Origin of the sequence: Streptomyces sp. NPDC091282, from assembly GCF_044757385.1 — a bacterium.
In the GTDB taxonomy this organism is placed as follows: Bacteria; Actinomycetota; Actinomycetes; order Streptomycetales; family Streptomycetaceae; genus Streptomyces; species Streptomyces gramineus.
In genome coordinates, this window is record NZ_JBIVUX010000001.1 from 510481 (window position 1) to 523684 (window position 13204).

A 13204-nucleotide genomic window follows, 5' to 3' on the forward strand; every position below is an offset into this window, starting at 1 on the left:
GGGGCAGCACCCGGTTTTGGGCCTGCCCCACCAACGTAATGCGGATGTCATGCGGACCGGGAGAACACCGCCACGGTCCGCCCCGGAACGATGAACGTACCGGCGGTCCGGTCGTACGACGCGGTCTTGACGACGGGATCGGCACCCGCCGCCTGCACCGGGTGCAGCCGGTATCCGGTCCCGGCCAGGGCGCTCACCCGCTGTTCCTGCCGTTGCGGCGTGGCGTTGAACACGACGACGAGGTCGCCGAGTGCCATCGTGATCACGCCCGGTGTCTCGTCCTTGCCGGACAGCGGGAAGGAGAGCTTCGACTGCACCTGTCCAGTGGTGTCCAGTGAGAACACGCTGTCGGTCGTACGGATTCTCAGCAGATCGCGGTAGGCGGCCGAGGTGCCGTCGATCTCCGCGCAGCCGACGCGCACCGAACTCAGCAGCGGTGCGGCGTAAGGCCACTTGGCGGCGTTGTCGGCGGCCATGGGCAGCCCGCGCCCGAAGCCGTTGCCGTCCCGGCAGTTCCAGTGGATGGCGTTGAACCAGTCGCCGCTGTCGAAGGAGTTGCGGTCCAGCGACTTGGAGCGCAGCAGGTCGGTGCCCGCCTGGGAGAGCGACGGGCCCTGCGACAGGGTGGCCGTGGCCATCGCGAGGACCTGCATCCTGGCCCGGTCGGCGGCGCTGGTCCCGGGCGGCAGTTTGTACGTCAGCGCGTCGAACAGCGACTCGTTGTCGTGTGCGTCGGCGTAGGCGAGGGCGTCGCCCGGCGCGTCCGCGTAACCGGCCGGTGAGCCGTTGTAGTCGATCCCGGCGCCGGTGACCTCCTTGCCGTCGGAGCCGGTGAACCGGTATGTGGCGAGGTTGCCGCTCAGACCGACCTTGATGAGGTCCTGGTAGTGCAGCAGCCGGGCCTTCTGCTCGGCGGGAGTGCCGTTGGCGGACGAGGAGTTGGGGTCGGTGTACAGGCCGGACGCGAAGCCCTGGACGCCGGGGTCCTCGTCGAAGGGGCTCCCGCCGCGCACGGCGTCGCGGGCGCGGTCGGAGAAGGTGGCGATGCCGGTGCCGGCCATGTGGGCCTGGGTGGCCTGCACGAAGCGGGCGTCGTCGGCGACCTCGCCGAAGTTCCAGCCCTCGCCGTACAGGATGATCTTCTTGCCGTCGACGCCGTCCTTCGCCACGGTCAGCGCGTCCAGGGCCTTGCGGACGGCCAGGATGTTGGCCTTCGGGTGGTGGCCCATGAGGTCGAAGCGGAAGCCGTCGACCTTGTACTCCCGGGCCCAGGTGACGATCGAGTCGACCACCAGCTTGCCCATCATGGCGTTCTCGGGCGCGGTGTTGGCGCAGCAGGTGCTGTTCGCGACCGAGCCGTCGGCGAGCAGCCGCTGGTAGTAGCCGGGCACGATCCGGTCCAGGACGGACGTGTCGGCCTGCCCGCTCGCCGCGGTGTGGTTGTAGACGACGTCCATGACGACCCGCAGGCCGTCCTCGTTCAGGGACTTGACCATCCGCCGGAACTGGACGGTACGGGCGGTGCCGTCCGGGTCGGTGGCGTACGACCCCTCCGGGACCGTGAAGTGGTACGGGTCGTAACCCCAGTTGTAGGCGTCCTCGGCGGCGGTCGCGGCGACGCACTCCTGCTGCTTGCCGGAGTCGGCCGGGTAGGAGGCGAGGTCGCAGCCGGGGCTCGCCTGGTCCGCCTTCCTCTCGGGCACGGTGGCGAAGTCGAAGGCCGGCAGGAGGTGGACGTACGACGTCCCGGACCTCGCCAGTTCCCGCAGGTGCTTCGAGCCGTCGCTGTCCTTGTCGGTGAAGGCCAGGTACGTGCCCCGGTCGGCGGCCGGGACCGTGTCGTCCGCCACCGAGAAGTCCCGCACGTGCAGTTCCTGGATCTGGGCGTCCCTCAGGGGCACCGCCGCGGGCTTGGCGTAGGTGGCCCAGCCGCCGGGGGCGAGGGAACGGTCGTCCAGGTCGACGACGAGGCTGCGCTCGGAGTTCGCGGTCAGGGCGACCGAGTAGGGGTCGGTGACCTTGTTGGTCACCACCTTCCGGACGCTGGGCGCCCAGACCTTCACGACGTACCGGTAGGGCTGGTTCTTCCAGGAGCCGGGGCCGGTGACCGACCACACGCCGGTGGCGGCGTCGCGGCGCATCGCCACGGTGGTGCCGCCGACTTCGGCCCGCACGCTCTGCGCGGTCGGCGCCCAGACGGAGAGGGTCGGCCTGCCGTGGCGGAAGACCGGACCGAGGCTCGCCTTCGTCGCTCCCGCGTACAGGTCGTCGAGGACTCCGGCGGTCTGGACGCCGGTCGCGGCCAGGACCGCACCGTTCACGGCCCGCTGGGAGGCGACCAGCTGGCCGGTGAGCGCCTCGCGCACCCGGCCCCGGTCGCGCGGGTCGACCGACCAGGCCGTGTAGTCCTTCAGGTACGGGAACCTGGCCTTCTGCGCGTCGGTGAGGGTGGTCCTCGTCAGCCGCAGCCACCGCTCGTCGTCGCTCGTCAGCACGCCGTCCGCGGCGGCGATGGAGCCGTCACGGGAGTACAGGAGCTGGGTGGAGGCGGCGCCGTCCACGCCGTTCCAGGCGACCGTGTCCCGGTCGATCCAGACGGCCTTGGAGGTGGTCAGGTCGAGGGCGGCCGCGCTGCCGGCGGGCTGCGGGAGCAGGTGTCCTTCCTGGCCGTTCAGCAGCCACACCTCATGGCCGTCCCCCTTGAGGTCGAGGGACTGGTCGGCGGGGAGATCCTTCTCGTCGCCGTTGTGGAGGATGTAGCTGAGGCCGGTGGCGCCGTCGGCGAGCGGCACCTCGAAGACCGCGCCGTAGGCGTCGGTCCGCACCGGCTTCAGGGGGGCGGACCAGTCGGTGGGGTGCGCGGCGCCCGTCCAGACGTGCAGGCCCCAGCCGTCGTAGTCGCCGTCGGCGCGGTGGTAGTGGACGACCGCCTTGGTGGTGTCCTGGGCGGGGTAGGCGGGGCGTTCGGTCATCACGTCCGCCTTCCCCTGTTCGATCCAGACCTCGCCGGTCCTGGTGACGTCGACGGAGCGGTCGGCGGAGACGTCCTTGTCGCCGTTCTTGTCGACGACGAGGAAGCCCACGGTCGAGGCACCGGGCTTCAGCTTGACGTAGGCGAAGGCTCCGTACGCGTCGCGGCCGGTGAACGGGTGGCCGGCGGGCCAGGTGGTCGCCTCGCCGTCGGCGATGTCGCCCCAGGCGTACAGGCCCCAGTCGGCGTAGTCGCCGTCGGTGCGCTTGTAGTGGACGACCGCGTAGTCGCGGGAGGAGGCGGTGGGGGTCTCTGGGGCGGGCGGGGTGCCGGAGGTGCTCGCGGCCGTGGCGGCGGAGCGGTGGCCGGCGATGTCGACGACGACCGCCTTGTAGCGCAGCGCGGTGCCGGCCGGGAGCGTGCCGTCGAGGGTCTGGGTGACCTTGTAGGGGGCGTGGTCGGCGGAGCCGAGCGTGGTCCACCTGCCGTCGCCGACCTGGGCGGCGAAGACGACCCGGTCGAGCGCGCCGCCGGTGACGTCGGCGGTCAGCTCGACGGTGCCGGTGGCGCCCGCGGCCGGGGCGGTGAGGGTGATCTCCGGGCGGGCGGCGGGCTGGTCGAGGGGGCCCGCGGCCTTGTAGACGAAGGCGGAGCCGGCCGGGACGGTGACGGTCAGCCGGGCCGTGGCGTCGGAGGTCACGGTGGTGTCCGTGCCGTAGAGCGCGCGGTAGCGCATGCCGGCGGAGCCGGTGGTGAAGGCCGCGGTCCTCGCCGTGCCGGCATTGTTGAAGGCGACGACGTACTCCTGGCCGGTCCTCGCGTCCGTCCGGGTGAACGCGTAGACGCCGGCCCCGTCGGCCGCGTAGCGCTCGGTCTGCACGCCGTCGGCGAGCGCGGGGTTGGCGGCGCGCAGCTTGGACAGAGCACTGATCTGCCGGTAGAGCGGTGCTCTGGTGTCGTAGGCGTCGCTCGCGGCGGTCCGGTCGGTGCCGATCTCGTCGTCGTCCAGGTAGTCGGCGACCTTCGAGGCGAACATCGTCTGCCGGGCGTCCTTGTCGCCGCCCGAACCGGTGAAGCCCTGCTCGTCGCCGTAGTAGACGACCGGGTTGCCGCGGCTGAGGAACATCAGCTCGTTGGCGAGCCGGTCCTTGGCCAGCAGTTGGGCGTCGGTGGCCTTGGGGTCGTCCTGCCGCAGGAAGTACCCGATCCGGCCCATGTCGTGGTTGCCGAGGAAGGTGACCTGCTCGTAGGCGTTGGCCTTGTCGGTCGTGTACTTGTAGTCGTCGCCGAAGACGCTCGCCAGCTTCCGCGCGCTGCCGCCCTGGGAGGCGTAGGCGCGGGCCGCGTCCTGGAACGGGAAGTCGAGGGTGGCGTCCAGCCGTCCCTGGGTGACGTACGGGGAGGTGACCGAGGTGTCGGCGGAGTAGGTCTCGCCGAACATGAAGAAGTCCTTGCGGCCGTGCCGGGCCGCGTAGCGGTCGAGCGCGGTCGCCCACTGGGTCCAGAACGCCATGTCGACGTTCTTCACGGTGTCGATCCGGAAACCGTCGACGTCGTAGTCGCGCACCCAGCGCTGGTAGATCTTCTCCATGCCGCCGACGACCTCGGGACGCTCGGTCCACAGGTCGTCGAGGCCGGAGAAGTCGCCGTAGGTCGCGGACTCGCCGGCGAAGGTGGAGTCGCCCCGGTTGTGGTACATCGTCGGGTCGTTGAGCCAGGACGGCACCTTGCGGTCGCCGGTCACGGTCGGCGTGCGCGGGAAGGAGGCGGCGGAGACGGCCGGGAATCCCTTGCCGCCGGCCGCGTAGTCGGCGTCGTCGAAGGGCCGGCCGTCCTTCGTCAGGTAGGGGAAGGCGCCCTTGGAGAGGTAGTCGTAGGACTTCTCGTCGTAGTCGACGACGTCCGCCGTGTGGTTGGTGATGACGTCGAAGAAGACCTTCATGCCCTTGGCGTGCGCCTTGGAGATCAGGGTCTTGAGGTCCGCGTTGGTCCCGAAGTGCGGGTCGACCTGGGTGAAGTCGGTGATCCAGTAACCGTGGTAGCCGGCCGAGGCGTTGCTCCCGGTGCCCTGCACCGGCTTGTTCTTGAAGATCGGGGCCATCCACAGGGCGGTGGTGCCGAGGCCCTTGATGTAGTCGAGCCGCTGGGTCAGGCCCTTGAGGTCACCGCCCTGGTAGAAGCCCTTGTCGGTGGGGTCGTAGCCGGTGGAGAGGCGGGAGCCGGTGAGGCCGCCCTTGTCGTTGCCGGTGTCTCCGTTGGCGAAGCGGTCCGGCATGACGAAGTAGAACTGCTCGCGCGTGTCGTCGTGCCGGGCGGGCTCGGCGGCGAGTCTCGCGTCGGAGGGCGGTGCGGGCGGTGCGGCGGCGTGCGCGGCCGGCGGCTGCACGAGCGCGGCGGCGAGGGCGGCGACGGCGACGGCCGCGACCCGTCTGACATGTATCACCGGTGTGAACTCCTAGCGATAGCGGCTCTCTTGGGTCCGACCCCGCGCGACCGTACCGCCGCCGAAAGGATTACAGCAAGAGTCTTGCAATTCCCGGAAAGTACTTTCAACCCGGAGGCCGCCGCGCACCCGGTGCCCTTCGTGACCGGCCACGGCACCGAGCCCACGGCCCTCACGCGCGGTGCCGCGAGATTTTCCGGGTTCGGGTGAACAAAACGGCCGTATCCCGCATCGAACCGTGTGTAGGTCACCAGAGGACGGCGTGGGGAGCGGGTACGGTTACCGCCGCCGACCGCGCCGCGGAACACGAGTGGAGCACCGACACCGTGAACGATCACCGGAACACCATCGACCGGACCCGCACCGCCGGGCGTCGCGTCCACCGCAGGACCGGCCGCGCGGTGCTCGCCGTGGCCGCCGTCGCCGGCCTGGGCCTCGCCTGGGCGGGCACGGCGCAGGCCGCGAGCCCGAGCACCGCGCAACAGGCGTCGACCTGCTCCGCGGGCGCGCTCAAGGCCACCTTCGGCCGGCAGCTCGCCGGCGGGATGAACCACGAGGGCGTCGTGATCAGGCTGCGCAACCTCAGCGGCAGGTCCTGCGCGGTGCGCGGCTACCCCGGCCTCGGGCTGGAGAACACCGCGCACCACGCGCTCGCGGCCCACACGCACTGGGGAGACACCTGGTACGCCAAGGACCCCGGCAAGAAGACCCTGGTCCTGAAGGACGGCGAGAGCGCCGAGGCCGTGGTGGCCTGGACGCACGCCAACACCGGCACCTCGGGCGCGGCGCACGCCTCCTACCTGGAGATCACCCCGCCCGCCGCCACCCAGCACAAGACGCTGGCCTTCCCGCAGTGGGTCGACCACGGCGACCTGTCGGTCACCGCGCTGGCCAGGCACGTCGACGTGACCGACTGACCGGGCCCGGCAGGGGCGGCGGGGCCGCGGCCGTCAGGGCCGTGCCCCCGCCGCCCGCGTGCCGTGTCCGGCGGCGCGAGCCGCCGGACACCGGTCAGCAGGCCGACTTCCCGGCGTAGACCGCGAGGGCCGTGTTGGCGCCGAGGGTCGCGGTGAACTGCCCGGAGCCGTTCACCGTCACGCTCGTGTTGTTCTGCACGTTGCAGTAGGTGCCCGCCGGCAGGGACGTCTGGTAGGTCCGGGTGAGCGAGCCGGTCTCGTGGTTGATCGCCACGAACCCCTTCGCGCCCCGCCCGAAGGCGATCGCGTCGGCGCCGTCGTCCCACCAGTTCGTCACCGCCTGGCCGCGGGTCGCGTTGCGGAAGGCGACCATGCGGATGATCTCCGGCCAGGCGTGCTGGCACTTCCAGCCGTCCTGCCAGCAGGCGTTGACCGTGCCGCCGTTGGGCGGGCCGGCGTCGGCGTCGCTCCATTCGTAGCCGGAGTTGATGTCCGGGGCGCCGTAGGGATAGGCGAGCATGAAGACGTTGGCCAGGGTGTAGTTGGCGCCGTCCTTGTAGTTGAGCGTCGAGCCGTTGCGCTCGGTGTCGTGGTTGTCGACGAAGACCCCGGCGACCGAGCTGCTCAGGTATCCCCAGCCCTCGCCGTAGTTCTTGAGGTAGGCGAGGTTCTCGTTGTTGAAGACGCGCTTGAGGTCGTAGGCGTAGCGGAACTCCTGGACGTCCCCGTTGCCGGTGTACTCGGTGGGCTGGACGGCCTCGCCGGCGCCGTAGATGACCTCCTGCTTCCAGTACGCCGACGGGTTGGTGAGCCGGGACTTGATGTTGGCGAGGTCCTCGGCCGGGATGTGCTTGGCCGCGTCGATGCGGAACCCGTCGACGCCGAGGCTCAGCAGGTCGTTCAGGTATCCGGCGATGGTCTTGCGGACGTACTCCTCGCCGGTGTCCAGGTCGGCGAGGCCGACGAGTTCGCAGTGCTGGACGTTCCAGCGGTCGGCGTAGTTCGAGACCGGCGCGGTGCAGTCGTCGAAGTCGTAGGAGGAGTACAGGCCCGGGTAGTCGTACTTGGTGTACGACGAGCCGCCGGTGCCGGTGCCGCTGCCCGCCGACATGTGGTTGATCACCGAGTCGACGACCACCTTCACACCGGCCGCGTGGCAGGTGTTCACCATGTTCTGGAAGGCCGCGCGGTCGCCGAGGCGGCCCGCGATCTTGTACGACACCGGCTGGTAGGAGGTCCACCACTGGGAGCCCTGTATGTGCTCGGCGGGCGGTGAGACCTGGACGTATCCGTAGCCCGCGGGGCCCAGGGTGGCGGTGCACTCCTTGGCGACCGAGGCGTACTTCCACTCGAAGAGGACGGCGGTGACGTCCTTGGTGCCGGGCGGCGAGGCCGCCGCGACGGACGGGGTCATGACAACGCTGCAGGCGGCCAGCGCCAGCGCGGCGGAGAGGATCTTGGGTGCCATGTGGGGGTTCCTTCGTCATTGAAGGCGCCGATGAAGGCTCTTGCTGAAAGGTTGCTGAAACCTTGCGGTTGCGCAGATGTTAAGGGCCCGCTCCCCGGATGGGTAGCGGGCCCTCAGAAGTTGCCGCAATAAATTATCGCGTGACGGACCGTCAGGCGGTCGTCCACCACACGGTGGTGTCGGCCGGCAGCTTCGCCTCGCCGTCCGCCTCGGTGATCTCACCGCTGGCCAGCAGCACCCGGCCGTACGCCGGAGTGGTCACCGACTCCCCGCCGGTGTTCGCCACGCACACGAACTCCCCGCGCCTGAAGGCGAGCACGCCGTCCGCGGCCCGCAGCCACTCCACCGACTCGCCCGCGCCCAGGTCCGCCTGGGTGCGCCGCAGGTGCAGCGCGGCGCGGTACAGCTCCAGGGTGGAACCGGCCTCCCCGCTCTGCGCCTCGATGCTCAGCTCACCCCAGCCCGCGGGCTGCGGAAGCCAGCTGCCCCCGTCGCCGAAGCCGTACGACGACCCCTCCCGCGTCCAGGGGATCGGTACCCGGCAGCCGTCCCGGAAGCCGTCCTGGCCCGCGCCGCGGAAGTACGCCGGATCCTGGCGGACCTCGTCGGGCAGGTCGACGACGTCCGGGAGGCCCAGCTCCTCGCCCTGGTAGACGTAGGCCGAGCCGGGCAGCGCCAGCATCACCAGGGTGGCCGCCCGCGCCCTGCGCAGGCCCAGCTCGCGGTCCCCGGCCGTGCGGATCTGGGTGCCGAGACCGGGCGGGTTGGCGAAGCGGGTGGCGTGCCGGGTGACATCGTGGTTGGACAGGACCCAGGTGGCGGGGGCGCCGACCGGGCGCATCGCCTCCAGGGTGCGGTCGATGACCGTGCGCAGTTCCCTCGCGTCCCAGGCGGTGCTCAGGTACTGGAAGTTGAAGGCCTGGTGCAGCTCGTCCGGGCGGACGTAGTTCGCGGTGCGCTCCACGGTCGGCGTCCAGGCCTCGGCGACGAAGATCTGCTCGCCCGCATACTCGTCGAGGACGTGCCGCCACTGCCGGTAGATCTCGTGCACGCCGTCCTGGTCGAAGAACGGCATGACATCGTTGCCCAGCAGCTTCAGCTGGTCGGCGCCGCCGAGGTCCGGCAGGCCCTCCGCCTTCACCAGGCCGTGCGCCACGTCGATGCGGAAGCCGTCCACGCCCATGTCCAGCCAGAAACGCAGGATGGAGCGGAACTCGTCGCCGACGGCCGGGTGCTCCCAGTTGAAGTCGGGCTGCTCGGGGGCGAACAGGTGCAGGTACCACTCGCCGTCCGGAACCCGCGTCCAGGCCGGTCCGCCGAAGATGGACTCCCAGTCGTTGGGCGGCAGTTCGCCGTTCTCGCCCTTGCCCGGACGGAAGTGGTAGCGGTCCCGCGACGGCGAGCCGGGGCCCTCCGCCAGCGCCCGCCTGAACCACTCGTGCTGGTCGGAGGAGTGGTTCGGGACCAGGTCGACGATGATCCTCAGGCCCAGCCCGTGCGCGTCCCGGATCAGCGCGTCCGCGTCGAGCAGGTTGCCGAACATCGGGTCCACGGCCCGGTAGTCGGCGACGTCGTAGCCGGCGTCGGCCTGCGGGGAGGCGTAGAAGGGGCTGAGCCACACGGCGTCCACGCCGAGGTCACGCAGGTAGGGAAGTCTGGAACGCACACCTTCCAGGTCGCCCATCCCGTCGCCGTTGCTGTCGGCGAAGCTGCGCGGATAGACCTGGTAGATCACCGCGTCCCGCCACCAGTCGCTGCGCTTGGCTTTGGCGGGGTTCGGTGCCGGGGCGATGGCGGAGTGCTGCTGGCTCATGGCGTCCTTGGTACGTGAAGGGGTCATCGGATCAAGCGTGCGTGGATCGGTGATGACGAGACGGCCGCGGTGTCAGCGGGGTCGGATGGACATCGCGGCCGCCTCGGGTTTCGGGTGCGGCGCCGTCGGGGCTGGTCGCGCAGTTCCCCGCGCCCCTTGCGGGGCGCCGGTGAACCGGCGCGCTACCCCTTCGTGCCGCCCGCGGTGAGCCCGGTCACCAGGTTCTTCTGCACGAGGTAGAAGAACACGGCGACCGGTATCGCGATCAGCACGGCCGTCGCGGTCATCAGGTTCCGCTGCGCGTCGTGCTCGCTGATGAAGCTCTGGAGCCCCACCGCGAACGTGTACTTGTCGTCGCTGAGCATGAACGTGGACGCGAAGGCGACCTCGCCGAAGGCGGTGAGGAAGTTGTAGAACGCGGCGACCGCGAGGCCCGGCTTGGCGAGCGGCAGGATCAGCCGGAAGAAGGTGCCGAACGGCGAGAGCCCGTCGACCCGGCCGGCCTCGTCGATCTCGAAGGGAATGGTGTCGAAGTAGCCCTTGAGCAGCCACGCCGTGTAGGGGACGACGGTGGTGCAGTAGACCAGGATCAGGCCGAGGTAGCTGTCGATGAGGCCGAGCCGCGACAGGATCTGGTACATCGGCACGATCAGGACGGCGATCGGGAACATCTGGGTGACCAGCAGCAGCCACATGAACTTGCGGTAGCCCGGGAAACGCATCCGGGAGACGGCGTAGCCGGTGGTGGAGGCGAGGATCAGTCCGATGACCGTCGTACCGCCGACGACGATCATCGTCGTCCTGAACCAGTCCCAGAAGCCGGTGTGCTGGAGGACGAAGGAGTAGTTGTCCAGCGTCATCTTGTGCCAGATGCCGCCCGGATGGAGGTAGTCGTCCTTGTCCGGGCCCAGCGACAGGAAGATCAGCCAGCCGACCGGGAAGAACGCGATCAGGCTCGCGACGCCCAGGATGCCGTGGGTGACGGCGGTGCCGAGCGGGCCGCGCTCACCGCGGCGGCGGACACGGGGACTGCGGGTCACGGGGGTCTCCTCGGCGACCTGGGCGGAGGTCTTGACCGTGGTCGTACTCATGGGAACTCCTGCCTCAGATCGCGAGCTGCTGGTCGTTGCGGTTGAGCCAGCGGCGGTAGAAGGAGGTGAAGACGATCAGGATGGCCAGCAGCAGCATGCCGTAGGCGGCGGACTGGGCGAAGTCACGCGGCTGCTGTCCGAAGCCGAGGAAGTAGGCCCAGGTGACCAGGATCTGCGCGTCCGGGGCGGTGTTGCCGAACAGCAGGAAGATGACGGCGAACTGGTTGAAGGTCCAGATGATGCCGAGCAGGACCACCGTGGAGCTGACGGACCGCAGGCCGGGCAGGGTGACGTACCGGAAGCGCTGCCAGGCGCTCGCGCCGTCCATCTCGGCGGCCTCGTAGAGCGTGCCGTCGATGGCCTGGAGGCCGCCGAGCAGCGAGAGCATCATGAACGGCACACCGCACCAGGTGTTGACGAGGATCGCCGCGGCCCGCTGCCAGAAGGTGTCCTCCAGCCAGTCGGGTTGCGGCAGATGGAGGAGGTGCAGGGCCGCGTTGACGATGCCGCCGTCGGCGAGCATGAACCGCCAGCCGAACACGGTGACGAAGGTCGGCACCGCCCAGGGCAGCACCAGGACCATGCGGTAGAAGGTGCGGCCGCGGAACTTCTCGTTGAGCAGCAGGGCCAGGCCCAGGCCGATGGTGTAGTGCAGGGTGACGCAGAGCGCGGTCCAGACGATCGTCCACACGAAGTGCGACCAGAAGCGGTCGTAGGACGTCGGGCCGAACAGGATGTCCTTGTAGTTGTCCAGGCCGATGAACTTGTAGGTGGCGTCGATGTGGTTGACGCCGATGGTGCGGGCGGTGTTGAGGCTGTTGGCGTCCGTCAGCGTCAGGTAGAAGCCGTACACCAGCGGGTAGACGACGAGCGCCCCGAGCACGACGGCCACGGGGGCGACCATCGCGTAGGCGTACCAGTACTTCTGGTAGCTGCTGCGGATCCGCTGGCCCAGCCCGGGGCGGGGCGCGCGGTCGCCGTGGCGCTTGCCGGTCGCGCGGTCGATGGCGACTGTCATGGTTCGGCACCTTCTGGGTTTTCCGGGGTCGGGCTGGGCACAGGCCGGTGGCCGCCGGACCCTCCCCCGCGTTCCGGGAGGGGATCCGGCGGCCGTCCGGGCTTACTTGCTGAAGTCGGGGACGAGCTTCTCGACCCCGAGTTCGGCGTTGCCCAGTCCCTTGTCGAGGGACTCCTTGCCGCCGGCGACCTTGGTCAGCTCGGTGCCGACCGGGCCCCACAGGGAGGAGTACTCGGCGAGCGCCGGGCGCGGCTGCGCGGAGGACAGGACGGCCTGGTAGCCGGCGATGCCCGGGTCGGACTTGACCTCGGCGGTGTACGCGTCGGAGCGGGTCGGCAGGGTGGAGTTCTTCAGGGCGATCTGCGTCTGCGTCTTGGCGGACGTCATGAAGGCGACGAACTTCTCGGCGGCTTCCTGGTGGGCCTTGTCGATGCCGGCGTAGATGGAGAGGTTGTGGCCGCCGGTCGGGGCGCCCGCCTTGCCGGTGGAGCCGGCCGGGACGGTGGCGATGCCGAGGTTGGACTTGTCGGCGAACGCGGAGCCCTTGTAGAAGTTGGTGATCTCCCAGGGGCCCTCCATGGTCATGGCGACCTTGCCGTTGACGAAGGCGTCCTGGCGGTGGGCGTAGGCGTCGGCGGTGGTGTCCGCCTTCTGCAGGCCCTTGCCGGAGTAGAGGTCCAGCCAGGTCTGGTAGCCCTTCTTGGCCGCCGCCGAGGTGAGGGTGATCTTCTTGGCGGAGGCGTCGACCATGTCGGTGCCCTCGCCGTACAGGAAGGGCTGCGTGTAGTACGCGGCCTCGGGACCCCAGTAGCCGGTGACCTTGGCCTTGTCCTGGATCTTGGCGGCGTCCGTCCGCACCTCGTCCCAGGTCTTCGGGGCCTCGGTGATGCCGGCCTTCTTCAGCAGGGCCTTGTTGTAGACGAGCGCGAGGGTGTCGGTGACCAGCGGGACACCGTAGGTCTTGCCCTCGTACTGGGCCTGCGTCATCAGGCTGGGCTGGAACTTGTCCTTGTCCGCGAGGGCACTGGTCCCGTCCAGCGGCAGGAAGTAGCCGGCCTTGGCGAAGGCGGGGGTCCAGCCGACCTCGGAGCGCAGCACGTCGGGGGCGCCCTTGCCGGACTGGGCCGCCGTGTCGAACTTGTTCTGCGCCTGGTCGAACTGGACGTCGACGTAGTTGACCTTGATGCCCTTGTTCGCGGCCTCGAACTCCTTGACCAGGGCCTTGTACGTCGGCGCCTCATTGGTGGCGTTGGAGGTGTCCCACCAGGTGATGGTGACCGGGCCGTCCGACTTGCTGTCGCTGTCGCTCCCGCCGCACGCCGTCGCCGTGAGGGCGAGGGACGCCACCAGCGCGGAGGCCGCTATGCCACGCCGCATGAGTTCTCCTTGAGGGTGAAAAGCCCGAGTGATGCGAGGGCGGCCCCGTCCGCCGTCCTCGCTGTCGTGCCGACAGCGCCTTTGCGGCGGCCGGGCGTCAGGGAAC

The 13204-nt window shown here is 69.9% G+C and carries 7 protein-coding genes; 1 reads left to right on the top strand and 6 read right to left on the bottom strand.

The window, feature by feature from the left end; all coding sequences use genetic code 11:
- Positions 1–47: 47 nt before the first annotated feature.
- Positions 48–5414: a pullulanase-type alpha-1,6-glucosidase gene (pulA, locus tag ACIQOE_RS02395; RefSeq protein ID WP_401409088.1), complete on the bottom strand. Its 5367-nt coding sequence runs from the start codon at positions 5412–5414 to the stop codon at positions 48–50.
- Between the two features lie 326 nt (positions 5415–5740).
- Between pulA and ACIQOE_RS02400 the strand changes: the two genes are divergently transcribed.
- Complete coding sequence (locus tag ACIQOE_RS02400) at positions 5741–6331, top strand: DUF4232 domain-containing protein (protein WP_362639471.1); 591 nt, start codon at positions 5741–5743, stop codon at positions 6329–6331.
- A 94-nt stretch (positions 6332–6425) separates the two neighbouring features.
- Here ACIQOE_RS02400 and ACIQOE_RS02405 read toward each other — a convergent pair whose 3' ends face one another.
- The 5 genes from ACIQOE_RS02405 to ACIQOE_RS02425 form a co-directional block, all read right to left on the bottom strand.
- Positions 6426–7799, bottom strand: a complete 1374-nt coding sequence (locus tag ACIQOE_RS02405) for an alpha-amylase family protein (protein WP_399008351.1) — start codon at positions 7797–7799, stop codon at positions 6426–6428.
- A gap of 151 nt (positions 7800–7950) precedes the next feature.
- Positions 7951–9612, bottom strand: a complete 1662-nt coding sequence (locus tag ACIQOE_RS02410) for a glycoside hydrolase family 13 protein (RefSeq protein WP_401410078.1) — start codon at positions 9610–9612, stop codon at positions 7951–7953.
- 182 nt (positions 9613–9794) lie between these two features.
- Entirely contained in the window at positions 9795–10703 is a 909-nt protein-coding gene (locus ACIQOE_RS02415; RefSeq protein ID WP_351325720.1) for a carbohydrate ABC transporter permease, read from the bottom strand.
- A 13-nt stretch (positions 10704–10716) separates the two neighbouring features.
- Positions 10717–11721, bottom strand: a complete 1005-nt coding sequence (locus tag ACIQOE_RS02420) for a carbohydrate ABC transporter permease (RefSeq protein WP_401409093.1) — start codon at positions 11719–11721, stop codon at positions 10717–10719.
- Between the two features lie 102 nt (positions 11722–11823).
- The gene (locus tag ACIQOE_RS02425; protein ID WP_351325716.1) at positions 11824–13098 is read right to left on the bottom strand and encodes an extracellular solute-binding protein; all 1275 of its coding nucleotides are present in this window, start codon (positions 13096–13098) and stop codon (positions 11824–11826) included.
- Positions 13099–13204 lie beyond the last annotated feature (106 nt).